The 26,076-nt window shown below is 37.6% G+C and carries 25 protein-coding genes, 14 tRNA genes and 2 riboswitches; of the genes, 33 read left to right on the top strand and 6 right to left on the bottom strand.

The features are described 5' to 3' along the window. The first annotated feature begins 3 nt into the window (after window positions 1-3). The 14 genes from IQ10_RS12550 (at window position 4) to IQ10_RS12485 (ending at window position 1,291) form a co-directional block, all read left to right on the top strand. Window positions 4-96 (top strand) — tRNA-Ser (locus tag IQ10_RS12550). Window positions 97-139: 43 nt separating this feature from the next. Next, window positions 140-216: transfer RNA gene (locus tag IQ10_RS12545), tRNA-Met, on the top strand. A gap of 5 nt (window positions 217-221) precedes the next feature. Next, a tRNA-Asp gene (locus IQ10_RS12540) sits at window positions 222-298 on the top strand. Between the two features lie 22 nt (window positions 299-320). Continuing rightward, window positions 321-405, top strand: a tRNA-Tyr gene (locus IQ10_RS12535). Window positions 406-416: 11 nt separating this feature from the next. Then, window positions 417-491: transfer RNA gene (locus tag IQ10_RS12530), tRNA-Gln, on the top strand. Between the two features lie 4 nt (window positions 492-495). Then, window positions 496-567 (top strand) — tRNA-Gly (locus tag IQ10_RS12525). Window positions 568-584: 17 nt separating this feature from the next. Beyond that, window positions 585-661, top strand: a tRNA-Arg gene (locus IQ10_RS12520). A gap of 7 nt (window positions 662-668) precedes the next feature. Beyond that, window positions 669-739: transfer RNA gene (locus IQ10_RS12515), tRNA-Gly, on the top strand. Between the two features lie 12 nt (window positions 740-751). Continuing rightward, a tRNA-Ile gene (locus IQ10_RS12510) sits at window positions 752-828 on the top strand. 1 nt (window position 829) lies between these two features. Next, window positions 830-904: transfer RNA gene (locus tag IQ10_RS12505), tRNA-Asn, on the top strand. A gap of 1 nt (window position 905) precedes the next feature. Continuing rightward, a tRNA-Ser gene (locus IQ10_RS12500) sits at window positions 906-996 on the top strand. Between the two features lie 25 nt (window positions 997-1,021). Further along, a tRNA-Glu gene (locus IQ10_RS12495) sits at window positions 1,022-1,096 on the top strand. Between the two features lie 26 nt (window positions 1,097-1,122). Further along, a tRNA-Lys gene (locus IQ10_RS12490) sits at window positions 1,123-1,198 on the top strand. An 11-nt stretch (window positions 1,199-1,209) separates the two neighbouring features. Then, window positions 1,210-1,291 (top strand) — tRNA-Leu (locus IQ10_RS12485). 45 nt (window positions 1,292-1,336) lie between these two features. Here the strand turns inward: IQ10_RS12485 and yidD are convergent. Next, window positions 1,337-1,573, bottom strand: a complete 237-nt coding sequence (gene yidD, locus IQ10_RS12480; protein WP_144450843.1) for a membrane protein insertion efficiency factor YidD — start codon at window positions 1,571-1,573, stop codon at window positions 1,337-1,339. 227 nt (window positions 1,574-1,800) lie between these two features. Between yidD and comGC the strand changes: the two genes are divergently transcribed. From comGC to IQ10_RS12450, 7 genes are all read left to right on the top strand, one after another. Beyond that, the gene (gene comGC / locus IQ10_RS12475; protein WP_144450842.1) at window positions 1,801-2,136 is read left to right on the top strand and encodes a competence type IV pilus major pilin ComGC; all 336 of its coding nucleotides are present in this window, start codon (window positions 1,801-1,803) and stop codon (window positions 2,134-2,136) included. After that, window positions 2,133-2,579 carry a competence type IV pilus minor pilin ComGD gene (gene comGD, locus IQ10_RS18580; protein WP_144450841.1) on the top strand — a complete coding sequence of 149 codons (447 nt, stop codon included), beginning with the start codon at window positions 2,133-2,135 and terminating at the stop codon, window positions 2,577-2,579. Before comGC ends, comGD begins: the two co-directional genes overlap by 4 nt. 46 nt (window positions 2,580-2,625) lie before the next feature. Further along, entirely contained in the window at window positions 2,626-2,883 is a 258-nt protein-coding gene (locus IQ10_RS18050; protein ID WP_158640040.1) for a hypothetical protein, read from the top strand. Next, a complete protein-coding gene (locus IQ10_RS12465; protein WP_158640039.1) occupies window positions 2,855-3,316 on the top strand; it encodes a ComGF family competence protein in 462 nt (153 codons plus the stop codon). The genes IQ10_RS18050 and IQ10_RS12465 overlap by 29 nt, the downstream gene beginning before the upstream one ends. A 1-nt stretch (window position 3,317) precedes the next feature. Then, window positions 3,318-3,737, top strand: a complete 420-nt coding sequence (comGG, locus tag IQ10_RS12460) for a competence type IV pilus minor pilin ComGG (RefSeq protein WP_144450839.1) — start codon at window positions 3,318-3,320, stop codon at window positions 3,735-3,737. A 77-nt stretch (window positions 3,738-3,814) separates the two neighbouring features. After that, window positions 3,815-4,012: a YqzE family protein gene (locus tag IQ10_RS12455; protein WP_144450838.1), complete on the top strand. Its 198-nt coding sequence runs from the start codon at window positions 3,815-3,817 to the stop codon at window positions 4,010-4,012. Window positions 4,013-4,424: 412 nt separating this feature from the next. Beyond that, window positions 4,425-4,670, top strand: a complete 246-nt coding sequence (locus IQ10_RS12450; protein ID WP_144450837.1) for a DUF2626 domain-containing protein — start codon at window positions 4,425-4,427, stop codon at window positions 4,668-4,670. Between the two features lie 104 nt (window positions 4,671-4,774). Here the strand turns inward: IQ10_RS12450 and IQ10_RS12445 are convergent, their stop codons facing one another. Next, window positions 4,775-5,413 carry an MBL fold metallo-hydrolase gene (locus IQ10_RS12445; protein ID WP_144450836.1) on the bottom strand — a complete coding sequence of 213 codons (639 nt, stop codon included), beginning with the start codon at window positions 5,411-5,413 and terminating at the stop codon, window positions 4,775-4,777. Between the two features lie 226 nt (window positions 5,414-5,639). On the opposite strand from IQ10_RS12445, the gene IQ10_RS12440 reads away from it, so the two are divergent. Beyond that, entirely contained in the window at window positions 5,640-5,828 is a 189-nt protein-coding gene (locus tag IQ10_RS12440; protein WP_144450835.1) for a DUF2759 family protein, read from the top strand. Between the two features lie 63 nt (window positions 5,829-5,891). On the opposite strand, the gene IQ10_RS12435 is transcribed toward IQ10_RS12440, so the two are convergent. Both IQ10_RS12435 and IQ10_RS12430 read right to left on the bottom strand, forming a co-directional pair. After that, window positions 5,892-6,686: a YqhG family protein gene (locus tag IQ10_RS12435; protein ID WP_144450834.1), complete on the bottom strand. Its 795-nt coding sequence runs from the start codon at window positions 6,684-6,686 to the stop codon at window positions 5,892-5,894. Then, a complete protein-coding gene (locus tag IQ10_RS12430; protein WP_144450833.1) occupies window positions 6,664-8,346 on the bottom strand; it encodes a DEAD/DEAH box helicase in 1,683 nt (560 codons plus the stop codon). The genes IQ10_RS12435 and IQ10_RS12430 overlap by 23 nt, the downstream gene beginning before the upstream one ends. A 224-nt stretch (window positions 8,347-8,570) precedes the next feature. After that, window positions 8,571-8,676: riboswitch (glycine riboswitch) on the top strand. Window positions 8,677-8,868: 192 nt separating this feature from the next. On the opposite strand from IQ10_RS12430, the gene gcvT reads away from it, so the two are divergent. The 9 genes from gcvT (at window position 8,869) to IQ10_RS12385 (ending at window position 20,708) form a co-directional block, all read left to right on the top strand. Then, on the top strand, window positions 8,869-9,966 hold the full coding sequence (gene gcvT, locus IQ10_RS12425; protein WP_144450832.1) for a glycine cleavage system aminomethyltransferase GcvT: 1,098 nt from the start codon (window positions 8,869-8,871) through the stop codon (window positions 9,964-9,966). Window positions 9,967-9,983: 17 nt separating this feature from the next. Further along, window positions 9,984-11,327, top strand: a complete 1,344-nt coding sequence (gcvPA, locus tag IQ10_RS12420; protein WP_144450831.1) for an aminomethyl-transferring glycine dehydrogenase subunit GcvPA — start codon at window positions 9,984-9,986, stop codon at window positions 11,325-11,327. Then, window positions 11,324-12,784, top strand: a complete 1,461-nt coding sequence (gcvPB, locus tag IQ10_RS12415; protein WP_144450830.1) for an aminomethyl-transferring glycine dehydrogenase subunit GcvPB — start codon at window positions 11,324-11,326, stop codon at window positions 12,782-12,784. Before gcvPA ends, gcvPB begins: the two co-directional genes overlap by 4 nt. Before the next feature lie 348 nt (window positions 12,785-13,132). Further along, a complete protein-coding gene (locus tag IQ10_RS12410) occupies window positions 13,133-13,450 on the top strand; it encodes an STAS domain-containing protein (protein WP_144450829.1) in 318 nt (105 codons plus the stop codon). Between the two features lie 13 nt (window positions 13,451-13,463). Next, window positions 13,464-13,551: riboswitch (cyclic di-GMP riboswitch) on the top strand. Window positions 13,552-13,616: 65 nt separating this feature from the next. Further along, the gene (locus IQ10_RS12405) at window positions 13,617-15,737 is read left to right on the top strand and encodes an HD domain-containing phosphohydrolase (protein ID WP_144450828.1); all 2,121 of its coding nucleotides are present in this window, start codon (window positions 13,617-13,619) and stop codon (window positions 15,735-15,737) included. Further along, window positions 15,724-17,325 (top strand): HAMP domain-containing protein, encoded by a 1,602-nt coding sequence (locus tag IQ10_RS12400; protein ID WP_144450827.1) that lies wholly within the window; start codon window positions 15,724-15,726, stop codon window positions 17,323-17,325. Before IQ10_RS12405 ends, IQ10_RS12400 begins: the two co-directional genes overlap by 14 nt. A gap of 26 nt (window positions 17,326-17,351) precedes the next feature. Beyond that, entirely contained in the window at window positions 17,352-18,200 is an 849-nt protein-coding gene (locus IQ10_RS12395) for a PP2C family protein-serine/threonine phosphatase (RefSeq protein WP_144450826.1), read from the top strand. Between the two features lie 21 nt (window positions 18,201-18,221). After that, on the top strand, window positions 18,222-20,375 hold the full coding sequence (locus tag IQ10_RS12390) for a FapA family protein (protein ID WP_144450825.1): 2,154 nt from the start codon (window positions 18,222-18,224) through the stop codon (window positions 20,373-20,375). An 18-nt stretch (window positions 20,376-20,393) separates the two neighbouring features. Further along, window positions 20,394-20,708: an STAS domain-containing protein gene (locus IQ10_RS12385; RefSeq protein ID WP_144450824.1), complete on the top strand. Its 315-nt coding sequence runs from the start codon at window positions 20,394-20,396 to the stop codon at window positions 20,706-20,708. 48 nt (window positions 20,709-20,756) lie between these two features. Here the strand turns inward: IQ10_RS12385 and IQ10_RS12380 are convergent, their stop codons facing one another. Then, on the bottom strand, window positions 20,757-21,131 hold the full coding sequence (locus IQ10_RS12380; RefSeq protein ID WP_144450823.1) for a rhodanese-like domain-containing protein: 375 nt from the start codon (window positions 21,129-21,131) through the stop codon (window positions 20,757-20,759). Between the two features lie 211 nt (window positions 21,132-21,342). Here IQ10_RS12380 and IQ10_RS12375 point away from each other — a divergent pair, with 211 nt between their 5' ends. After that, window positions 21,343-22,176, top strand: coding sequence for a lipoate--protein ligase family protein (locus IQ10_RS12375; protein ID WP_144450822.1), 834 nt, complete (start codon window positions 21,343-21,345; stop codon window positions 22,174-22,176). 62 nt (window positions 22,177-22,238) lie between these two features. On the opposite strand, the gene dat is transcribed toward IQ10_RS12375, so the two are convergent. Beyond that, window positions 22,239-23,078, bottom strand: a complete 840-nt coding sequence (dat, locus tag IQ10_RS12370) for a D-amino-acid transaminase (protein ID WP_144450821.1) — start codon at window positions 23,076-23,078, stop codon at window positions 22,239-22,241. Window positions 23,079-23,490: 412 nt separating this feature from the next. Here dat and IQ10_RS12365 point away from each other — a divergent pair, with 412 nt between their 5' ends. Then, window positions 23,491-26,040: a vitamin B12-dependent ribonucleotide reductase gene (locus IQ10_RS12365; RefSeq protein WP_144450820.1), complete on the top strand. Its 2,550-nt coding sequence runs from the start codon at window positions 23,491-23,493 to the stop codon at window positions 26,038-26,040. Window positions 26,041-26,076: the final 36 nt, after the last annotated feature.

The following is a 26,076-nucleotide window of genomic DNA, read 5'->3' as shown; positions in this document are numbered from 1 at the left end:
TACGGAGGAATACCCAAGTCTGGCTGAAGGGATCGGTCTTGAAAACCGACAGGCGGGTCAAACCGCGCGGGGGTTCGAATCCCTCTTCCTCCTCCATATTAAACTAATATAAATATGAAATGATGATTTCTTTTAACGACGCGGGGTGGAGCAGTCTGGCAGCTCGTCGGGCTCATAACCCGAAGGTCGGCGGTTCAAATCCGTCCCCCGCAACCAAAATTGGTCCGGTAGTTCAGTTGGTTAGAATGCCTGCCTGTCACGCAGGAGGTCGCGGGTTCGAGTCCCGTCCGGACCGCCATTATATATTTCGAATGATTATTGGAGGGGTAGCGAAGAGGCTAAACGCGGCGGACTGTAAATCCGCTCCCTCAGGGTTCGGCGGTTCGAATCCGTCCCCCTCCACCATTTTTGAATTTTGGGCTATCGCCAAGCGGTAAGGCAACGGATTTTGATTCCGTCATGCGTTGGTTCGAATCCAGCTAGCCCAGCCATTTTGCGGAAGTAGTTCAGTGGTAGAACACCACCTTGCCAAGGTGGGGGTCGCGAGTTCGAATCTCGTCTTCCGCTTTTGTATAATAAAATATGCGCCCTTAGCTCAGCTGGATAGAGTGTTTGACTACGAATCAAAAGGTCGGGAGTTCGAATCTCTCAGGGCGCACCATATTTATGCGGGTGTAGTTTAGTGGTAAAACCTCAGCCTTCCAAGCTGATGTCGTGAGTTCGATTCTCATCACCCGCTTTCTGTTACTGTGGGCCTGTAGCTCAGCTGGTTAGAGCGCACGCCTGATAAGCGTGAGGTCGGTGGTTCGAGTCCACTCAGGCCCACCATTCCACAGTAGCTCAGTGGTAGAGCTATCGGCTGTTAACCGATCGGTCGTAGGTTCGAGTCCTACCTGTGGAGCCATGGAGAAGTACCCAAGTGGCTGAAGGGGCGCCCCTGCTAAGGGTGTAGGTCGTTTACGCGGCGCGAGGGTTCAAATCCCTCCTTCTCCGCCATAGTTTGTTTTTATTAGTTTTGTATGGCCCGTTGGTCAAGCGGTTAAGACACCGCCCTTTCACGGCGGTAACACGGGTTCGAATCCCGTACGGGTCACCATTTATAGAGAGTGTTAAATGAAGCAAGAGCCATTAGCTCAGTTGGTAGAGCATCTGACTTTTAATCAGAGGGTCGAAGGTTCGAGTCCTTCATGGCTCACCATTTTTATACTTGCGGGTGTGGCGGAATTGGCAGACGCGCTAGACTTAGGATCTAGTGTCTTATGACGTGGGGGTTCAAGTCCCTCCACCCGCATTTCGGTGATATAATTAGATAAAGAAGAGACTCCGAACACAAAGTTCAGAGTCTTTTCTTTTTTGTCTCTTTTAACGGGACTTCATCAATACCCCCTGGATGAAACGGATGACATTTACTGATTCGTTTCACTGTCAGCCACGATCCTTTTATTGCTCCGAATCGCTGAATGGCTTGGATTCCATAATGTGAGCATGTCGGATAAAACCGACAAGTTGGTGGCTTTAACGGAGAAATGAATGTTTGATACGTTTTAATAATTAGTAACAATAAATTTTTCATTTTAATTGCAACCTTTCAAAAAAATAAAAAATAAAGAAGGATTTTTTAAAACTCTGTCTAATTATAACAAAGAACGACAAACGTAAGAAATTTTAAGGAGGCGATATAGTTGAAATAACGTTGTCTGTGCACCCACCTTTGATCAACCCCCATATTATGCTTTGATCCCCTTCCCCTACTCTAGTTACTTTCTTCTCTTTTAAGTAAAATCAATCTTTGTTGAGGTGATGAAATTGAAAAAAATTATACGAGCCGAAAAAGGATTTACATTAATTGAAATGCTCGTGGTGCTTATGATTATTTCTGTATTGCTTTTAATCGCGATTCCAAATATGACAAAAAATAATGAGGTTGCGGCAAATAAGGGCTGTGATGCCACTGTTAAACTTTTACAAGCACAAGTTCATGCATATGAGATTGAAACTAAGGAAAAATTAACCTCGCTTAGTGTTCTTAAAGATAACGGTTATGTTGAAAGTATTGAATGTCCAAACGGTGCTGTTCCTAATTTTAACGGAGGAACCGTTAGTGAACCTCCTAAATTAAGTAAAATAGGTTTATGATTGAATCAGAAAAAGGTTTTACCTTAATTGAATTACTCGTAACACTCTCCATTTTATCTATCCTACTCCTATTACCCATTATCACCTTACCTAATTTAGCATCTACAACACATCAAGCAGATTTAATGGCAAAACAACTAAAAGAGGATTTACTTCTAGCACAACAGTTAGCCATGTCAACTGGTCGTCAAACTTATGTAAGAGTGGATAATCAATTGCAAGAATATGCAATCCGCTTCTCTTTTTCTGAGGTTTATTTAAAACGAACATATTTAGAGAATGGAATGTCAATTGAACCAAATACTCTTAGCATATCCTCTATTTCTTTTCTTGCAAATGGTCATCCCACTCACTCTGGCTCGTTTATTTTACGTATTGATGATATTCGATATAGATACACAATTTATCTTGGGAAAGGAATGATTTCATATAAGAAATTGTAATGGCTTTACCCTGTTAGAAGTTATATTTGCTTTAGGTATGTTGATAATGGTTTCTGCTAGTATATTACCTATACTTATCGTTATTTATCAAGAACGTCTGACGATACAAGAGGAAGCTAAGGTGCTTAATCGCCTAGAAGAAGAAACCCAACGATATATGACTAATAGCCCTAAGTCAGTTTTTATTAACAATGATATTTCTGTAACAACAGAAGAAGTTAGACAAGGTCTAATGCGCTTTTGTTCGAAATGGGTAGGAGTAAATGGGAGGGAGTATGAATACTGTTTATTGGCGCTCAAATGAACGTGGGTTTACGTTAATTGAAATGCTTTTAGCTCTGTCAATTTCTCTCCTTATTATGTTATTATTACCTTCGCTTGTGAAAACGATCGGTTCTGGACATGAATTGGAACATGATTTTTCGCGAGATGTCTCGCTTTTTTTTAATCATCTTTCACGTGATGTAAGAGAAGCTCAAACCGTGGAGACAGGAGTGAATATGCTTTTGATAGATAAAGGTAGTAGAGGACATTATTTAATTGAGTTGACACCATCAAACCAAGTAAGACGAACGCTTAACGGGGCAGGGCATGTGTTACTTTTAGAAAATGTTCATTCTTTTCATTGTCAATTAAGTGGTCAAATGGTTTTCTGCGAAGTTGAATTGTTAAATGGAAAGAAATGGTCAAGGTCAATGTTTAATCCCTATCCACCACTAACGAGGGAGGAGGGATAGCTTGAATCAAAAAGGTTTTATTTATCCATTAACAACAATAATTTGTCTTCTTCTTTGCACGGTTATTCTTTATCAAGTAGGTGCATATTTGACTGAAAAACATTTTATTTATGAACAAGAACGAATGTTACAACTTGAATCCCTTCTCCAAGTGGCAATTTTAGATTTTCAAAAATCCAACGTAGAACCGAATGTCAATGAAAGTTATGTCTTTTCATATGAGCCTGGGACGGTCACAGTAGAGATAAGGGATTATGATGAGGAAGGAGGGATAAGTAATATTTTTATGAGAGCTAGGTTAGCGACAGGACATGAACGGATAGCTGGTTACTCTTACCACTGGGAGAATGCTTCAGTTGAACAATACTGGGAAATTTCTAATTTTGTCACTTTGATGGATCCATTACAAAATGTAATATAATCTAAATCCATCAAAAGGTTGCTTAAATTTTCATATAACGGACATACTAGTTGCTAGAACTGGCAGAGGTGATGAAGGTGTCATTTAATGACTATGTTAAGTTTGTGACGCAACAAGTTGTACTAAAAATGGATGAGCCTAAAAAAATGAAACAAGCCAAAAAAGCTCAGCGTAAGCAAGAGCGGTTGCCTTTTCAGTTTCAAGCTTTTGGATTGATTCCATTAGGATTATCCTTGTTTTGGAGAAAGCGCATCTCACGAAAACATAATCAATAGGAAAAGAGGAGATGTCGATATAGTGGGCATCTCCTTAATTTTTCTGTTTATTTGATTTCTTGGTTATACTATAATGGAATGAGAGAATATATTGAAGGGAATTAGCGATAGGTTTTTCGTATTTAAGAATCAATCTGAGAATGGTTTGGTTTAATTTTTTATGTATGATCATATTAAGGAATTTTTATTTCTTTTTTGGAGATCATAATATAAAAGTAGAATGATCCTAATATGGTAAGTAAATTGAGCTTATTAAACTGTAATTGTAAATGGTGACACAGATTTGCCACTGTTCAAGCATTTACAAGTAAAGTAGCAGTCGTATATAATAAGGCTGTACTAATCATTTGATATCCTAAGCAATTACTGCCAGTAGAAGGTGGTAACTTGTACAAGAAGGAGGGGAAACCAAATGGATCGTATGTATCGTGTATTAGCTTTTTGGACAGGTATTTTCGCTGTATTATTCTTTGTTGGTGATATGTTTAACTTGGCTTTGCTATTCTTTGCGCAAACAGGTGCATTATTAGCACTAAGCTTCCTAAACTTATCTGAGCGCGTGTACGTGTACATCTTTGGCGCCTATTTAACGATCTTCTTTGTAGGCTTCACGTATTATTCAACTTTCTTGTTAGTACCAAGCTTCGGTGGTCATTAAACGTCGCGGTACATAGGCACGTCACTAAAGAGACTGACTCACCTGAGTTGGTCTCTTTTACGTTTTTTATCATCTAAAAAAGCCTAGCATATAGCTAGACTCTTTTAAAATCCTGATAGAAACGGATTACCGTCCATTTCTTGTCCAATGGTTGTAGTTGGACCATGACCGCAGGCTACTACGGTTTCTTCTGGCAACTCTAGAAGTTTTTCGTGAATACTTTCAAGTAGCTGCTGTTGGTTGCCACCAGGTAAATCAGTACGACCAATACTTTGAGCAAACAGAGCATCTCCTGAAAAAACAATCGCTTCTTTCTCAAGATAAAAAGATACACTTCCAGGTGAGTGACCAGGTGTTTCAAATATGGTAAATATAAATGAACCGATTGTTAATAGCCTTTCTTCATGAATAATGTGGTCAGCCTTTTTAACTGTAATAGCTTGTTCTTCTCCCATGAAATTTGTAGACCTATTCTTTATCGGATCCATGAGCCAACCCTGTTCATTCTCATGGAGATAAACTGGACATGAAAAGGCATCGCGTACATGATCCACTGCACCAATATGATCAAAGTGAGCATGGGTTAAAAGAATGGCTAAAGGTTTAAGTCCTTGATTGTTGAGCCATTGGACGAACGCTTCTCCGTCTCCACCTGGATCAAAGATAATGGCTTCTTTTTCATCATTTTCAATGACGTAGCAGTTCGTTTGTAATGGACCTAGTGGAATTTGTCTCCATTTCATAATATCCCCTCCAAGCTAAAGTTTAATAGCTCTATCATACAATACAAGAACTTTCTCGACAAATGAATAAAAAGAGAGTAAAATAAAAGCAAATTGTCCAACATAAATAATGAGAATAAATTGTACCAGCTTTGTCAAACTTAGTGGATGACAACGTTCTCATATAGCATTATAATTGGACTGTCAAGCTGGGTACTGAGTTTTTACATAAGGAGGCGGAGTTAGTATGTTCTTATCCATTACACTTTTACTTGTTGCAGTTTTATGTGCAGTTGCGATCGTTCGTGAGCTTCGTAAAAAGAACTTTATCGCAGTTGGATTTGCAGCTCTTTCATTTGTTGTATTCGGTGCATTTTCTATTGCAACGATTATTTCAATTATTACAACTGGTGGAGGCGCACCAACTGGTCATTAAGAAAATGCATGAGGATTTAAAAAAAAGAGACCGACTCTCAAATGAGTTAGTCTCTTTTTTTAATTAGAACACCTGTTGTTTAAGGTAAAACATTCCTCCGTTAATAACGGATACATGTATATGGGGCTCATATTGCTCTTTTAACGCTTGCTTCTCAAGATGATAGCTTTCTGGCTTCTCTTCTTGATCTTCATAGAATCTTTCTAATAAAGTTAAGTCGGCATTCATTCGCTCTAGTGCTGCCAAAGCCCATGAATCATCCTCGTTTTCAGCATAGGTTTGAATCATTTTCTGAATCCTATTAAATCCACTGCTTGCCGTAATTAATGGAGATAACGTAAAACAATAATCGGGTATTCTTGGTGTCATCTTTTTTTGAATCAGTTTATCATAAAATTGCGGAACAATTTGACCATGAATGAGGTTTAGCCCAAGTGACAGGAGCACGTCTTTTTTTCGATCACATTGAAAAGAAACTTTGGCATTTAAGCAAAGCCAAGGTTGTAGGGGAATCGATCTCTGGCCTAATGCCTCTACTTGCTCGTATAGTCGAATATATCCTCCAAGTGTACGTGTTGATGCAAATAATTGTCTAAGACGAGGGGAACCAAAATGAATGGGCTCTCCTTTCACAGTGTCAGGTACTTGTGTTTGATCGGTTACAAAAGTCACTCTCATTGGTTGAGGTATTCCCCCAGTTTTCTCTAAGTAATGCCAGTAAAAAGGTCGATTCATTAACAATTTGTCCAGCTCAATAGAGAGTTGAATAGTTAAATACCCTTTGTTCCTTTCAAACACTGGACTATCATTTGCTTCGAAATAACGAGCTAAAAAATCATGAACTTGATGCTGTTGCACCGCTTAATTCATCCTTTTTTTCTGTGACTTGTTCTTTCGTTTCATTCATAATTGCTGCAAGGTGATCAAATTTTATTCGCATTTCTCCTTCTGAGTCTGATTGTAATAAAATATCTTGAACGTGCTCTTCAATGGATGGAAGAGCCATGTTTGTAAGAATGTCATCAAGCTGTCCAACTACGGCTTCAAACAGATGAATTTTTTCATAAAGCAATGTGAGAATATGCTGCTCGACTGTATCAGTGACGGCAAAGTTATAGATATAAACATCCTTTTGCTGACCAAGTCGATGAATCCGTCCAATTCGTTGTTCAATTCTCATTGGATTCCATGGCAAATCATAATTAATAATATGATTACAAAATTGCAAATTAATACCTTCTCCACCTGCTTCTGTGGCAATTAATACTTGAGCTTGATTTTGGAACAGCTGACGCATCCAATCTTTTTTCCCACGTTTAAAACCTCCCCGGAAAGGGACAGATGAAATACCGTTTTGTTTCAAGTACCACTGCAAATAGAGCTGGGTTGCTCGGTACTCTGTAAAAATAATTACCTTATCTTGAATCCGCTGTATGAGTTCAAGTGCTTTTTCTGCTTTCGCATGACCTTCAACTTCTCCTATTTTGGTAAGTAATGCTTCCACTCTAGGCAAGGACCTGCCTTCTTTATGAGCACGTTCAATCATGTTTTTCAATGTCATAAATGCGGCTTCGCGACTACTGCAAAGCTCTCTCTTTAAGGTAAGAAGAGCAAAGTGATTAGAATCCTCGCCTAGTTGTTCAATTTCATTATAAAAAGCTCGTTCGCCTTCACTGAAGGTGATAGGCACTGTTTCTACAACTCGTTTTGTCCATTTAATTCCTGTATCCTCACGACGATTTCTAACCATCACTTTATTCACAAGCTCTTTTAGTTTCTCTTCATTTTTTGGTGAACGTTTAGAAGAGCGATACTCTTGTTCAAAGGATGTGATATCGCCTAAATGCCCAGGTTTTAATAGTGAAACTAAATTAAAGATTTCTTCTAATTTGTTTTGGACAGGTGTTGCTGTTAGCAAGAGACAAAATTTCTTTTTGAGATGACGAATAAACTCGTAGTTCTTTGTTTTGGGATTTTTAAGCTTATGTGCTTCATCAATAATGACAAGGTCATATGGTTGGGCTAATACAATGTCACGATGTGGTTGTCTTTTAGCCGTGTCGATTGAGGCAACAACCACATCGAATTGCTCCCATACATACGCTTTTTTTTGTGCAACAGCTGGAAGGTGGAATTTCGTATTTAGCTCACTGGCCCATTGAGAAACAAGGGAAGCTGGGACAAGAATAAGAGCCTTTTTAACAAGTCCACGTATCATGTATTCTTTTAAAATAAGACCTGCCTCAATCGTTTTCCCTAAACCAACCTCATCTGCTAGTATGGCCTTTCCGTTCATTTGCTCAATAACAGTAGTTGCAACTTCCATTTGGTGAGGAAAAGGTTTCAATTGCGGAAGATGTTTAGGAGCTAGCAGCCCATGAAACTCTGGAATGACTTGATGCTCTTCTGCTTCATAAGCAAGCTTGAATAGCTCCCAGCTAGACCAAGGTCCATCTTGCTCTAATCTTTCAAGAAATACGTCTCTCCACTCGTGATCAAAGTGTATATTAATCATAATTTCCTCCTACCTTTCCAATTCTGTCGATCCATTAATATCCGAATGAAAAAGTTAGTTTGTCATTTTATTGTCTGAATTTAAAATAAATAGTTGCGTCACAGGAGGTATCTTGATAAGGTGATAATAGAAATACCTAACTGATTTAATGAAATGAATGTTAAATTTAGTATGCACTAGTTGTTTGAAATCATGTTGAAAGTATACATAAATTCAATGATTCGCGGATGAGAATAAGGGGAGAGATTGTAGTGATACAACGCCGAAGGAGCAAGCTTATGATAATGTGTTATTAAAAGCGAATCTCTCAGGCAAAAAGACTCTTATTTGACGCAGCTCTGGAGAGTGCTCACGAGCGAGCCACCCACGAAGACACTATATTCGTCTATTCGAATGTAGGAAACTTTCTGGTTAAAGGACAGGGTTATACACATAGCGTGTATAACCCTGTCCTTTTTTTATTTTCATTAACTGAAAAAATTTTTATTGTTTAAATTCTTAATGTTTCGAAAAAGGAGGAGCGAAATGTCGGACTTAAAGAGAACACCTTTATTTGAACAGTATGAAAAAAGCGGAGCAAAAACAGTTGATTTTGGTGGTTGGGATCTTCCTGTTCAATTTTCGAGTATTAAGGAAGAACATGAAGCGGTGAGAACGAAAGCTGGACTGTTCGATGTGTCTCATATGGGAGAGGTTGAGGTACGTGGGTCAAACGCTCTTGCATATTTACAAAAGCTCTTAACGAATGATGTAGCCAAACTTGTGGATGGGCAGGCGCAATATACAGTGATGTGTTATGAAGATGGTGGCACAGTTGATGATTTATTGGTTTACCGAAAAGCTGAAAATGATTACTTACTCGTTATTAATGCATCAAATATCGAAAAAGATGTTGCGTGGATGCAGCAGCATCTAATGGATGGAGTAACAATTGTAAATATATCGCACAGTATTGCTCAAATAGCAATACAAGGACCATTAGCAGAACAAATTTTACAGAAGAAAACATTATTTGACTTATCATCTATTCGCTTTTTCCATTTTGCTGAAAACGTTGAGGTCGCTGGTGTTCACTCACTTGTCTCAAGAACGGGTTATACGGGAGAGGATGGCTTTGAACTTTATTGTGAAGCAAGTGATGCACAGACATTATGGAAGAATCTGTTGAAAGCTGGTAAAAGTGACGGGATGCTTCCATGTGGGCTTGGTGCACGTGACACGCTTCGATTTGAAGCACGATTACCGTTATATGGTCAGGAATTAACGAAAGATATTTCGCCATTAGAAGCGGGAATTGGTTTTGCTGTCAAGCTAGGAAAAGAAGCTGACTTTATTGGGAAAGAAGCATTAAAGCGACAAAAAGAACAAGGGTTATCAAGAAAGCTTGTGGGGATTGAAATGTTAGAGAAAGGTATACCGAGAACTGGATATGAAGTATTTGTAGACGATAAACAAGTAGGAATTGTCACAACGGGTACTCAGTCACCCTCATTAAAGAAAAATATCGGGTTAGCCGTTGTCGACCTAGCTTATACGAAGATCGGAACAGAGGTTAGCGTGCAAATTCGTAAAAAACGCTTAAAAGCTCAAGTTGTTGCTACACCTTTTTATAAAAAACAATAAGAAAAGAGGAGCTTTCTATGAATCATCGCTATTTACCCATGACTGCTACAGATGAAAAAGAAATGCTTGAAGCAATTGGCATTGAGTCAATTGAAGAACTTTTTTCCGATATGCCAGAATCGATTCGCTTTAAGGGTGAAATGAAATTGAAAGAAGCGCTTCGTGAACCAGAGCTTGTTCGTTATTTTGAAAGCTTAGCAAGTAAAAATGTCTCAATTAAAAAAACACCTTCTTTTTTAGGAGCAGGGGTCTATGAGCATTATATTCCCTCGATTGTTGACCATGTTATATCAAGATCTGAATTTTATACCGCTTATACACCGTATCAGCCTGAGATTTCACAAGGGGAGCTACAAGCTATCTTTGAGTTTCAAACAATGATTTGTGAGCTAACAGGAATGGATGTTGCGAACTCTTCTATGTACGATGGTCCAACGGCACTAGCTGAAGCGGCGATGCTTGCTGCTGGTCAAACGAAGAACAAAACGATTCTTGTCTCAAAAGCCGTACATCCTGAAGCACGTGCAGTACTAGAGACAAATGCACGGGGTCAACGTTTACAAGTAATAGAAATTGAGATAGAAGACGGTGTAACTGATCTTGAAAAATTAAAAGAAGCTTACGGTGATGATACCGCTTGTGTCATTGTTCAGCATCCAAACTTTTTCGGTCATCTTGAACCGTTAACAGAGTTAGAAAAGATTACTCATCAAAATAAAGCGATGTTGATTGTGTCGAGTAATCCGCTTGCACTAGGTATCCTTGCACCACCTAGTCAATTTGGTGCAGATATTGTGATTGGTGATGCGCAGCCGTTTGGTATTCCAACTCAATTTGGTGGCCCTCACTGTGGTTACTTTGCGACCACGAAGAAATTAATGAGAAAAATTCCTGGACGTCTTGTCGGTCAAACAACTGATGAGCATGGTCAACGAGGTTTTGTGTTGACATTGCAAGCGCGTGAGCAACATATTCGACGTGAGAAGGCAACATCAAATATTTGTTCGAACCAGGCATTAAATGCATTAGCTGCTTCCGTTGCTATGTGTGCCATTGGCAAAAAAGGGATAAAAGAAATGGCTTATCAAAATATTCAAAAGGCTGCTTATACAAAGGCAAAGTTAAAGGAATACGGTATTAAACTTGCTTTTACTCAACCAACGTTTAATGAATTTGTTGTGAATGTATCAAAATCTGTGGCTTCTATTAATGAGAAGTTACTCGAGAAAGGGATCATTGGTGGGTATGATTTAGAACGCGATGATAAAAGGTTGGCTGGGCATATGCTCATTGCTGTAACGGAAGTGCGAACAAAAGAGGAAATCGATACTTTTGCTAAAGAATTGGGGGCATTACTATGAATACAAAAGACCAACCATTTATTTTTGAGCGCAGTAAGCCAGGGCGTGTCGGACATAGTATTCCAACTTTAAATATCCCAGAACAAAATATCGATGAATTAATTCCAAACGCTTACTTACGTAAGATAGAACCAGAACTGCCTGAGGTATCTGAGCTTGACATTATGCGCCATTACACAGCTCTGTCAAAACGTAATCACGGGGTTGATTCAGGTTTTTATCCACTTGGTTCCTGTACAATGAAATACAATCCGAAAATAAATGAAAATATTGCTAGACTTGAAGAGTTTGCCTATATTCATCCGTATCAACCAGTCGAACAAGTACAAGGTGCCCTTGAGTTACTCTTTGAGTTGCAAACATCTCTAGCTGAAATTACTGGTATGGATCAGGTGACATTGCAACCCGCTGCTGGTGCCCATGGTGAGTGGACGGGGCTCATGATGATTCGGGCCTTTCACGAAGAAAATGGTGATTTCAAGCGCACAAAAGTGATTGTCCCAGATTCAGCTCATGGTACTAATCCTGCTTCTGCAACTGTTGCTGGCTTTGAATCTGTGACAGTTCGTACCAATGATCAAGGACTTGTCGACTTAGATCATTTGCAAGAGGTTGTTGGTGAGGATACGGCAGCACTTATGCTAACGAATCCTAATACATTAGGGTTATTTGAGACTTATATAAAAGAAATGGCAGCAATCATTCATAAAGCTGGTGGAAAGCTCTATTATGATGGGGCCAACTCTAACGCCATACTTGGAATTACACGTCCAGGGGATATGGGATTTGATGTTGTTCATTTAAATCTTCATAAGACATTTACAGGTCCTCACGGCGGGGGTGGTCCTGGCTCGGGACCAGTAGGGGTAAAAAAAGATCTTATCCCTTATTTACCAAAACCAATATTAGTTAAGAATGGTGACATATATGATTTTGATTATGCCAGACCAAAGTCTATTGGACGTGTTAAGCCATATTATGGGAACTTCGGTATTAATGTTCGTGCTTATACTTACATTAGGACAATGGGGGCAAAGGGATTACGTAAAGTGTCGGAGTATGCGGTCTTAAATGCGAATTATATGATGCGCAGACTTGAACCATATTATGATTTACCTTATAAGCAACATTGTAAGCATGAGTTTGTTATTTCAGGTCGTCGTCAAAAGAAGTTGGGAGTACGTACATTGGATATTGCTAAACGTTTGCTAGATTTTGGCTATCATCCTCCAACAATTTACTTCCCCTTGAATGTTGAGGAATGTATGATGATTGAACCGACAGAAACAGAGTCAAAGGAAACATTGGATGAGTTTATCGAGGCTATGATTCAAATTGCAGAAGAAGTTGAGGAAAACCCTGAAATTGTGCAAGAGGCGCCTCATCGTACTGTCATATCAAGATTAGATGAAACAACAGCTGCGCGAAAGCCGATTTTACGTTATGATAAAGCCTGAAGACTCTCTCAAGCTGTATTATTAATAATGATGAGAGACAAAGAAGTGAAGTTCGTTACTGAATAGTAATAGGTACTCCTCGTTTGCTACACGCATAACAATGGTTTTTGCGTGATAATAAGACATTCCTCGAGTTATCTTGACAGAATTAGTGATAATTTTGTATGATTTATTAAATATTATACTGGGAATAAAGTCTTTGATTTCGCTGTTTTTACTTACGACGTTAGTAGCAAACTCTCTCATCTTGCTAATTACTTATTACATTGCATTTCTTAGTATTGCAATAGAATTAGCTAGAAAAGGATAGAACTAGATTAATAAATTTACAACTTGGAGGGGAGTTTTTTGTTAGAAATTAATTCGACAAGTGTAGCTGACAAAAGTATGACAGTTTTTTTAAGTGGATATATCGATATTACGACTGCAAGTATTTTAACGACTTATGTAGAACAATTGGATGAACTTCATCATAAAACATTGAGTCTCAATTTCAAAGACGTTTCGTTTATAGATTCGACAGGGATCGGAGCAATATTAAAAATTATCTTCTCCTCTCAAGATCAAGACTTTGAGGTTAAGTTAGAAGAGATGAGCACTGAATTAAAAGATATTCTTGAAATGGTTGGTGTTTTTAGAATTCTTGAAGCAGTTCAACGGGATTAGGCATCTATTTACTTCTGAAAAATGGCAAACCTAATCGAAAGATAGGGACGCAAAGCCACGGACCTAATGCAAATCTTTGCAATGGCAGCCGGGTTACCGAGAAGGCTGGTAACGATAAATCCACCTTTTAGGTGGATTTTTTATTTTACCAGGAGGAAGGGCACTTATGTTAATCATTAAAATTTGTTTTATCATTTTGCTGTGTATAGTTGGCGGATATATTTCGATCAATTATATAGATTCATCCATGTTAATCGTCGTTTTATTTAGCGTTTTTATTTCAATTATTTTAAGCTTTTTCTCGATGAGTTTATCAAATCGAATCAAGTTTTCAGGTGGGATCGTTTTTCCTTTATTTCTTTTTCTTACATTTGGTTTCCATGCTGTCATTTTATATGAAATCATCATGGCTATTGCAAGGGTATTTCAAAATCAATCCCTCTTTGTGCAATTAAAGCAGTTTGGACTCGCAATTATTGCTATTCTTATCTTTGGAACGATTCACTATTTATTTGGTGGGAAGATTGGCTCTTTATATTTTGAAGACACGATGACAATTGTTACTACTGTATTCGTCTATTGTTTGGTGAAGGGGTCTGTTTATGCTTTGCTCTATTTTGATGATTGGTCAAAAATAAAATTGACACCATATCTTCTTAAATTTAGAGAAGCGAGTCTTATCTGCCTATTCTTTTCATTTTTAAATTTGAGATTAGCGTTTCAATATATTAATCATGGTTTTATCCCATTTGTTATTGAGGTCCTTTTGTATCTTTTTATCTATTTAATTGCTTTTTATGTGTTTTTTCGCTATAAACAACTGCGAAAGTCTTATTTAACTTCGTTAGAATCATTAACTTTTTTAATGGAAAATAAGCTTTCTCTCAGAAAGGGCCATTCTCGATCTGTCGGAAAAATTGCAAGAAAAATAGCACAACAATTGCAACTGCCTAAATATGAAGTAAATGAAATTCATACAGCTGCACTATTGCATGATATCGGAAAAATTGCAATGGATGAAAAGTTCATTCACAAAAAAGAAGCGATGAAATTAGAGGAAATTGAAAATTATGAAAAACACGTTCTATACGGTGAAAAAGTAGTTCGAGATATTACACGTTCGGATAAGGTTGCAAGTTATGTCCGTCATCATCATGAGTATTGGAATGGAAAAGGCTTCCCTGATCAGCTAAAAGGAGAAGAAATTCCTTTAGGAGCTAGGATTATCTCTGCTGCGAATGAAATTGATTATATTATGCAAAAGAATCTTTCTGTTGGTGGATATACTGAATTTTCGCAAATGGCTTATAATAAGCTTGATCCACAAATTGTTCGGCTTGCCCTAGATATCGATTTATTTGAGATGTTAAAACATGAGTTATCTAATGAAGAGGAAAATGAAGAAAAAGAGAATCGTGTAATAGAGAGTATTAAAATGGAAGATATAATCGAGAATTCTAAAGTATTTGATTCCTATTCTATTGATAAAATTGTTTACTATGATGGGGTGTTAAAAGATATTAACGATGTTATTATTGAGCTTCCTGAACAGCAGAAAATGATTAAACATGCTAAAGCGGCCATTACGAAACAAAAAGTGATTAGATGTTTCATTGAATCTTCTTACGATCAACAGATCTATGATCTTTACTGTATTCCAAAAGGCTCGTCCGCAATTCTCGTTTTTCTGAATGTAAATGACTTAATCCAGATTGAACAAAAGCAAGACGACATGACTCATTCCATTTACAGTGACGTGATGTATGCGGTGACTCAAAAAAAGCTTTTACTTCTAGATCGTAACGAGATAAAAAGTTATTTCCAATCTCGTTTATTATTCAAATGTTCGATTCAAACGAGTATGGATATTCCTAAATGTAGAAAATTGATTGAGGAGCTGTGTGGTTCATTCCAGGTATCAAATAAAGTCAAATTTAACCTTCTTCTTTGTACTTCTGAAATGACAACAAATGTATTGAAGCATGCAAATAACGGTGTTATGGAAGTATATACGGACGGTGATTTGCTACGAATTATTGTACAAGACAAAGGAAAGGGAATTGAAATATCTGACCTTCCTAAATCAACTCTTTTAGCTGGTTATTCTAGTAAAGCCTCTTTAGGTCATGGATTTAGCCTTGTTTTGAAGTTAGTTGATAAGTTGATTCTAAGTACGAGTTCAAGAGGAACAACGATCGTACTTCAACAAAAAATTGAAGGCTTACAAAACATAATAGACGGGCCTAAAGAAAATCAGTTGAATGAGGTGACATATGAAAAAAAATAATGTTTTAAATCAATTAATCTTTAGAATTGGTTTTGTTATTTTAATTGTTCTGATCGCTACTTTGGCAATTGCTTATTACGTTGTTCATTCTGAATTTCAAGAACAACAGTTTGAACAGATTAATACAATGCAAGAAACAGTCGTTCAAGCGATGGAGAATACGTATGTTTCTACAAAAGCGATCGAGCACTTAATTGATATGAAGTTACTAACAGCATCAAAAGGGATTGCTGAGGAATTAGAAGGAAAAGAGATTAATGAAATCACAGGAGCCGAATTAATAGCCTTAAAGGAACAATGGAATTTATATGATATTTCCTTATTTGTGAGGGAGAATGATGATATTGTTGTAGCGCAAGCAACAGATGAAAATGAGATGGGGTTAAGTTCAAAAGATTGGGGCTATTGGTTTACAGCCTTTAACCAGCTGATGGACGGGGAAGTAGTATCAGTAGACAAAGGATTTGGAATTGATAACTACTGGGTTGGTCCGATTTCAAGATCAGAATGGGAGGATAAATATTATAAATATGCTTACTATTATATGGAAGATACAGATATTTTAATTAATCCATATGTCATTGATGAAGATATCTATACTCTAACATATGAGCTAGGAGCTAATGCAGTAATCGAGAAAATTTTAACAGAAAACCCTGACTTTGAGGAAATTGCTGTTATTAATGTCCCTGCTTGGTCTAGAGGGGAAGAAAATGACGTCGTTGAACCAGAATTTGATTTACCTGTTCTATATGGGAATCATGAAATAGTAAATGATCAAGATGAAGCATTATTTGAAAGAGTGTCTGCTACTGGTAACCAAGAGAGTATTCTGTTTGAAACCGATGGTCAAAAAGTGAAGAAGACTTATTTCCCATTATCTGAAAATAGGGTGATGACCATTGTATCGAGCCTTGATCGAATGGAAAGTTTCGAGAAGAAAATGTCTGCGATTATTGTTATTTCCTTTTTAGTAATGTTCGCTGTCCTACTATTTATGATTCGTTTAATTGCAAAGCAACAATTAAAGCCACTTCAAACGCTTACTACACATATTAAAAGGTTGTCTGAAGGAGATTTTACACAGAAAATTATAATGGCTGAAAAGAACGAGTGGGGATGGCTAGCAGAAAACATGAATGAAATGACAGAGATGATTCATGTTCTAATTGCTGACATGAAAAAAGAGATTCATTCTTTACATTATGTTTCTGGAATACTTGCCAATCAATCACACGAATCGATGGAGAAAATGAAAGATGTGTCAGTTAAGATGACAGATGAATCAAAAGTGTTTTTAATTGAACTGAATGATAGACTTGAGAATTTTATTCAGAGGATAAATGAGACGATGAATAAATCCCAAACAGATAATCTTGAGGTTGAAAAAGTTGATAAAACGATTATTGACATTCAAGAGGATCTACAATCATTCATCCGTTACGCTGAAGAACATGCGTATAATATTTCTGATTTTAGTGTCATGCTACTCCACACGATCAATGAATTATCGGAAGCTATTGAACACTTAGATAATTTATCTGAGAATCTTAAAGAAAAAGTTAAAGTGTTTAAGGTTAATGGATAGATTCTAGTGACAACAAGGAGGCTGTTATGAACGATAGAGATCGCTCCGCCCTTGTTCATAATGTGAGTTTTAACGAATCGAAAATTGATTTATATGAAAAACAGCTAACACGAGAAATAAATTTGGCTAAAAATATTCAAACTCGTTTATTGAATGGGTCAAGTCCTTCCTTAATTGAAGGAGAAATTACTGGTACTTCTATTCCAGCTCGATTAGTTGGGGGAGATTACTATGACTTTTATCCTCTAGTTGATGGAAGGTTGCGAATTGTGATCGGTGATGTGATGGGAAAGGGAATACCAGCAGCCATGCTTATGATCCTGACTAGAGGAGCATTCAGAGCTGCTGCTGAGAGCCAAAGTGGACCTAGTGAAACATTGACTGCGATGAATAATGCTCTTTATGAAGATTTAAGGGGACTTGGTTCCTTTGTAACGATTTTTTGTGCCGATTGGGATCCGAAAACAGGCATTCTGACTTTCTCAAGTGCTGGTCATAATTTACCATTAGTAGTTCGTAATCACGAAATCATCGACATTCCAAAAGTGTCAGGGGTTATGTTAGGTGGATTGCCTGATCAAAAATATGATGTACAAAAAATGCAGCTAGAAGATTTTGATACTGTTTTCTTCTATACAGATGGAATTATTGAAGCAGAGAATAAAAACAAAGAACAATTTAAGTTAGTTCGTTTAAAAGAAGTGTTAACAGAAAATATTTGTCTAAATGTCGATCAAATTAAGCAAAAAGTGATCCAAGCTTTGAAGAAGTATATAGAGGAAGTTCCTCAAAAAGATGATATTACGATGATTATTTTAAAGACAAAAAAAGAAGCACCAGATCTAGAACAAGGTAGTTCACCGAGATCAGATTAGTCATGGAAGGTGGTTTGTTTTATGAGTAGTATTCTATCAAAAGGAAAAGATGTGACGGAAGCAATAAACCTTGCATTGGAAATATTAGATACTACTAGGGAAGAAATAGATATAGAAATTATTGATCCTGGCAAAAAGAAGGCGTTTGGATTAGGAAACAAACCAGCAGTAGTGAAAGTAACGAAATTATCAAAAGTCTCGATGTCACTTGAAACGAAGCAAACTAAAACAAAAGAGCCTGAAACCAAGGAACTCGTAAAAAAGAAAACCGAAATGCTACAAGCTGAATTGGATTTGAAATCAATATTTGACGAAACGACATTGTTTGATGGTATTACAATAGATGATAACACTATAGATCCGATTCAGCATTCAACTGCTCCATTTATTCAAGACAAAAAAATAGATGTTGAATCATTAAATGGAAAGGTATGGGTAAAGGATGGCATCATTCAATGTAAAGACGATGAGCGTTCTTTTCCAATCATTGTTATCCCTGATGATATTAGTGCTTATCTTAATGAACAGCAAGTGTTTGGATCGATTTTAATTAAAGAAAAGGATTCAATTCGAGTTTTAGTGGAGAATATCGTCCAGGATACGACATGGGAGATTGAGGTCGATACGAGGGGGACACAAGCCTTATTAAGAGTAACCCCTGGTTTCACTAGGTATCGAACATTAGAGGATCAAGAGCCAGCACGTAAAATCACCTTTAGTATTGCAGAAAGTGTAGAAGTGAAAAATACGCTTAATAAAAATGATATCTTGAATGAATTAAAACAAATGGGTATTGTTTATGGAATTAACTATATTGAATTGGAGCTTGCTTGCCACGCAACAGAACCAAGTGTCTTTCAAATTGCCAAGGCATTACTTCCAATAGAAGGAACAAATGGACAATTTGTCGGGCGTATTAATGTAAACGAGTACAAGCACCAACCACAAGAACGATCTGATGGGACTGTTGATTTCCGTGAATCACAGCAAATCTCTATTGTTGAGGAAGGATTCGTTATCGGTGATGTCATCCCACCAGTACCAGGTAAACCTGGGATGAATGTAAAAGGAGAACCATTAGAACCAGCTCCAGTGTTTCCAATCTATTTAAAACCAGATAAGAGCGTCTTCTATTTGGAAGCGGAAGGGCAAGTCATTGCTACTGAATCTGGAAGGCCTAAAATTGACAAACAAGGGTTAATGGTCCGCGTTTCTGTTGTGCCAAAATTATATCACTCAGGGGATGTAGATTTGTCAACGGGAAATATTCGATTCATCGGTGATGTTGAAATTACTGGAAGTGTAGAAGAAAACATGATTGTTGAAGCTGAAGGTGATCTTTTCATTCATGAAAGTGTGAATAATGCAAAGTTATCTTCGGGTCAATCACTTTATATCAAACAAAACCTTATTGCGAGTGAAGTCACAGCAGGAAAAAGTAATTTAGTTCTTTCCGAATTAGCTCAAATGATAGGGGAGTTGAAAGATAAACTACAAACCATTATTTTTGCGATTGAGCAATTATATGAGACACCTTCTTTTAAAAAGTCAGACTTTTCGGTTATGGGCCTTAGCTCATTATTAAGAATATTAATGGAGAGAAAATTTAATTCATTTCAACCACAAGTGAAAAAACTAATAACAACAATAAATCTTGCCCGTGAATTTTTAGGTCAAGAATGGATTGAGTTAAGCGAGAGGTGTCAGAAAACATTTCTATTCATACATCCAGATATAGTAAGAAGTACAGAAGACTTACAAGAATTATATAGAAGTATGGATGATTTGTATCATATAAGTATTGTACCAACTCAAGAACAGGTATCTGTTTCAGCTAATTATGCTCTGAATTGCCGTATCTACTCTAGTGGTGATATTTCAATTATTCAAGGCTGCTATAATTCTAACCTTCATGCTGGTGGAATGTTACATGTAAAAGGTTATGTGTTAGGAGGTACTATTTTTGCTGGAGGTGGGGCAAACATTGCAGAAGTCGGTTCAAAGGCGGGCATTAGAACAAAAATCATTGTACCAATCAATCAATCAATCGTAATAGGTGTTGCAATGGAAGATACAGTCATTCAAATTGGTAAAAGAGTATACCAATTTCCAATTACAACTTATAATGTATCGGCAAAAATTGACAAGCAGGGTGAAATATTGATTCATTCTTAAAGAGGAGGCTACTAGTAGATGTTTACATATGATATAAACGTGGAAAGTCCTGACAAGGCAACAGTATTGTTTAGTGGCGATATAGATATTGATGGTACAGAAATCATGGCTGAAGAGATTCCATCAAAGCTTCATGGATATGATAAGATTGAGTTTAATTTTAAAGGTGTTTACTTTTTAGATTCAACGGGAATAGGATTGTTTATGAAACTTGTTGAACAAGTTAAAGAACAAGGAATTGAGGTTTCTATCACGAATATTAACGAAGATGTAAATGAATTATTTGAATTGCTACAGATTCCGAAAATTTTAGGAGAAGATTTATTTCAATAGAGATAATAAAATGGTGACTCAAGTTTCAATCTGAGTCACCATTTCTTTTTATTTCTTTTTAATTTTACCTGTCCATTTTTTAAAGCCACCTTGAAGTTCATAAAGATCCTCGACCCCACGCTTCTTTTTTAGAAACTGTGCCGCTTGTTTACTACGCGCTCCTGATTGACAATAAAGGTAGACTGGTTGATCATTACGGATTTCATTCATCCGTTGGCGTAGCTGAGACATGGGTATATTACGTGCACCTAAAATGTGTCCACCTTCGTATTCCCGTGGTTCACGAACATCAATGAGCTGAGCTTTCCGGTACCCCTTTACAAAATCTTCCTGTGATAAAGATGTTAAATATTTTGGTTTGTAAAAGCGTTTAAATACGAAATACACGACAAAACCTAGAAGAATAATCCATAAGAATTCCATTCGTTTATTACTACACTCCTTTACGTACTTCAATCCTTTGTGTTCGTTACTAAAGCCCATCCAGATACAAGCTGCTTCCACCTTTCTTATTATAAGGGGCGCCATCTAATTACGCAATGGCTTCACTTGTCGCTATGCAGATAGCTTGGCGAGATCTCATGACTTTGATAAAATGAATGAGTGAAAAAGATGACGGAAAGAAGCGATGTAGATGAAAGAAACATGGCGATTTATAGATTCGGGTGCCTGTTCACCTGCATATAACATGGCGTTGGATGAAGCTCTGCTTGATTGGCACAGTAAAGGCTTGATCCCACCCACGATTCGGTTTTATAGTTGGAATCCAGCAACATTATCCATTGGTTATTTTCAAAAAGTAGAAAAAGAAGTTAATCTTGATAAAGTTCGAGAATATGGACTAGGCTTTGTCCGTAGACCAACTGGTGGAAGAGGGGTTCTTCACGATCAAGAGCTAACCTATAGTGTCATTGTTTCGGAAGCTCACCCTGAGATGCCAGCAACAGTGACAGAAGCATATCGAGTAATATCAGAAGGGATTTTAGAAGGGTTTAAGGACGTGGGTCTAGATGCTCATTTTTCGATCCCGCGAACAGATGAAGAGAAAAGCGCTCTTAAAAATCCGCGTTCAGCTGTTTGTTTTGATGCTCCTTCTTGGTATGAATTAGTAGTTGAAGGGAGAAAGGTAGCTGGTAGTGCTCAAACAAGACAAAAAGGAGTCATTTTGCAACATGGCTCCATTATTCTCGATATTGATGAGGACAAACTGTTTGATTTGTTTAAATATTCAAGCGACCGTCTTCGTGAACGAATGCAAAAAAACTTCAAGAATAAAGCTGTTGCCATCAATGCTTTAAGAGATCAACCATTATCAATGGCCGAAGCAAAAGAAGCCTTTCGTAAGGGTTTTGAAAAAGGATTGAATATTGAGTTAGAGCCGTATACGCTAACAGCTCAAGAAGAAGAGCTTGTATGGAAAATTGCACACGATCGATATGAGCAGGATGAGTGGAATTTTAGAAAATAAAACAAGGCAGTGAGTTTATGTAAGCTCACTGCCTAATGTATTTTAAAAAGAGGTCACTTAACCTAGTTCTTTGGAAGAGTGTCATGGAACTTTGTTTGAAGATCTTTTGTTACAGGTCCAATGGAGTATGTTGTCTGGACTTGACCATTGATTGATGTGATTGGTGTGATTTCCATTGTTGTACTTGTGATAAAAGCTTCATCAGCATGAATAAGGACATCAACTGGAAACGGTTCTTCAATGACTTTGTACTGATGTGTTTGTGCTAGTTCAATCACTAGCTGTCTTGTTATTCCATTTAAGATTAAGTTTGTTGCTGGATGGGTGTATAGAACGTTATTTTTAACGAGAAAAAGATTCGATGATGAGCCTTCGGTTATTGTTCCGTCCCTATGCATCAATGCTTCTTGGCACTTGTTATCAGTTGCTTCACGTTTAGCCATAACATTGCCTAATAAATTAATCGTTTTAATGTCACAGCGAAGCCAACGAATATCATCTGTTAACCATGCGTTAATCCCTTTCGTTTGTACCACGTGATTTCTGGTGAACGGTTGTGTGAAGCCTGTTAATACGGGTGTGCTTTCTCTAGAATACAGGTGATTACGAGGCTCGATGCCACGAGTCATTTGAAGATAAATGAGCCCATCTGTTAGCTTATTTTTATGTAGAAGCAAGTCTATTAATTCATTAAGCTTAGCCTCCGTATACGGTAGATTCATATCAAGTTTTTTTGCGCTTGCAATAAATCGTTTGATATGGTGCCAAGATGCAAAAGCTTGCCCGTGATAAACACGAATGACCTCATATATGCCATCACCAAAATAATAGCCTCTGTCATCGATATGGACATAAGCGTCTTCTTTACGTACTAAATCTTGATTTTGTAAAATGTATGTCATTGTCATTTCTCCTTCTTATGTCGATAACAACATTCGAACACTTGGAAAATATTTTGTCAATGCTTTCGTCGAAAATCGTCAATCCATGACAGGGCAAGTAGTTGAAAATATCATCAATCTGGCAACAGACGAATTGATTCAATTTGTCGGGAAAACGTTCATTAAAATCTTTAAAACTCATGTATCCTTCCTTTTTTAGTCCCTTTCAAAGTTGACAAATTTAGTAGGAAGAAGATTTAACACTATATATGGGTGTTTTATTAAAAAACGAGTACAATATGTTGATTATTTGTTGATGATTATGGTAAGCTTACCGATGAAATTAATTAATACTAGATTAAACATGTCAAGAATTTTTAATTAGTTATGTGAAAACAGATAAACAAGTATAAAGAAAGAGGAGGAGAGGCGAATGGCGATGACGATGTCGAATGCGATGCGTCTAAATGTGGAAAGATTAAATAAGGATATTGCACAATTTCCACAAGTGCATCCTATTACGGAGGATATGCACATCACTAAGAAGGGCGTATCTCGTCTCGTAATGCTAGACCGCTATACATTTAAGGACACGGAAAAAAAGACTCTAAAAGAAGGGGATTTTGTCGTCTTAACGGTTAAGGCCGATCCAAAATTTCCTGCGAGAGGCTACGGATTTGTCGTTGAGCTTGATCGTGATCAAAACCGTGCGAAGGTGCTAGTCGATGAAGATTTCCGTGGGGTGTTAGAAGGCGAAGAAGCTGAAACTGGTCTCGTCAATCGTTCTCTTGATACGATTGAAAAGCCACTTGAGATGTATTATGAGCAAATTGCTAAGCGTAATGCGACAGGACTAGCTTCTGTTGAAACAGTTGAAGAAAAGCGTCAAGAAGCTTTTGAACAATTTTATGAGCAGCTTGTCTCGATGAATTTTATCCCTGCAGGACGTGTTTTGTACGGAGCGGGAGCACAAACGGATGTCACATATTTTAACTGCTATGTGATGCCATATGTGCAAGATTCTCGTGAAGGGATTTCTGAACATCGCAAGCAAGTCATGGAGATTATGAGTCGTGGTGGTGGTGTTGGAACGAATGGTTCGACACTTCGTCCGCGTAATACGCTGGCAAGAGGAGTTAATGGGAAATCTTCTGGTTCGGTTTCATGGCTTGATGATATTGCGAAATTAACGCATCTCGTCGAACAAGGCGGTTCAAGGCGTGGTGCCCAAATGATCATGCTTGCAGATTGGCATCCAGATATTTTGGAGTTCATTATCTCTAAAATGCAAAATCCACGTATTTTACGCTTTTTATTGGAAAATACAACGGATGAACACATCGAAAAACTTGTAAAAGACAAGTTAAAATTTACGCCATTAACAGTTGTTGAAGAATCAATGTATCAAGGAATTGTTAATTATAAAACGATTGAAGGACAAGGCGGATTTGATCCGAAAGTCATTCAAGACGCAGAAGAAAAGCTAAGTGTTGGCGGTACATATTCAGTGAATAATTCAGAATTCTTAACGGGAGCTAATATTTCTGTTTGTTTAACGAAAGAATTTATGGAAGCTGTTGAGAACGACGGTGAATATGAACTGCGCTTTCCAGATGTTGAGAATTATGGTGAAGCTGAGATGAAAGCTTATAACGAGACATGGCATGAAGTTGGCGATGTGCGTGAGTGGGTTAAGCGTGGTTTTGGCGTAAGAACGTATCGCATCATTAAAGCGAAAGAATTATGGAATTTAATTAATATTTGTGCAACATATAGTGCTGAACCAGGTATTTTCTTTATTGATAATGCAAATGACAAAACAAATGCAAAAGCGTACGGTCAAAGTGTCGTAGCTACGAACCCATGTGGTGAGCAACCACTTGCACCTTATTCTGTTTGTAACTTAGCTGCGATTAACTTAGCTGAAATGGCTAACAAAGAGATAAAACAAGTTAATTTTGATAAGTTGAAGCGAACAGTTGAAGTTGGTGTTCGTATGCAAGACAACGTCATCGATGCGACACCATATTTCCTTGAACAGAACACAAAACAAGCTAAAGGTGAACGCCGTGTAGGACTTGGTGTCATGGGCTTACATGATTTACTGATCTATTGTGAAACAGTTTACGGTTCAGAGCAAGGTAATCAGCTTGTTGATCAGGTCTTCGAAACGATCGCGACAACGGCTTATCGAACAAGCATTGAATTAGCGAAAGAAAAAGGAAGCTTTCCGTTTCTTATTGGAAAAACAGATGAGGAGACAGCAGAGCTTCGTAAAGCCTTTATTAACACAGGCTATATGAAGGAAATGCCAGAAGACATTCGTGAAGATATTCTGAAATATGGAATTCGCAACTCTCACTTATTGACGGTTGCTCCTACAGGAAGCACTGGAACGATGGTTGGTGTATCAACTGGCCTTGAACCATATTTCTCTTTCTCTTATTTCCGTAGCGGCCGTCTCGGTAAGTTTATTGAAGTAAAAGCAGAGATTGTCGACGAATACTTACAGGCTCATCCAGAAGCAGATGCGAATCAGTTACCTGAATGGTTCATTTCGACAATGGAACTTTCACCAGAAGCGCATGCAGATGTTCAATGTATCATTCAACGTTGGGTAGATAGTTCTTTATCGAAAACCGTTAATGCACCGCGTGGCTATACGGTTGAGCAAGTCCAAGGTGTGTATGAGCGCCTATATCGTGGTGGAGCCAAAGGTGGAACGGTGTATGTTGATGGAAGTCGTGATGCTCAAGTACTTTCATTAAAAGCAGAAGATAATATTTTTGACGAGCAGCCAACGGCGACAAAGGAGCAAAAAGTTGTTTTAGTTAACACTGTTACTGATGTGAGATCAACAGATGTTACGATTGGCTCTGAAGTTGGTAATACATGCCCAGTTTGCCGTGAAGGTACGGTTGAGGATATTGGTGGTTGTAACACGTGTACAAGCTGTGGTGCACAGCTGAAATGTGGATTATAAGGTTGGAGAAAAGCTTGGGGAGACCTAAGCTTTTTT

Source organism: Halalkalibacter nanhaiisediminis, from assembly GCF_007830185.1.
Taxonomy (GTDB): domain Bacteria; phylum Bacillota; class Bacilli; order Bacillales; family Bacillaceae_D; genus Halalkalibacter; species Halalkalibacter nanhaiisediminis.
This window is presented reverse-complemented; position numbering and strand designations above follow the sequence as displayed.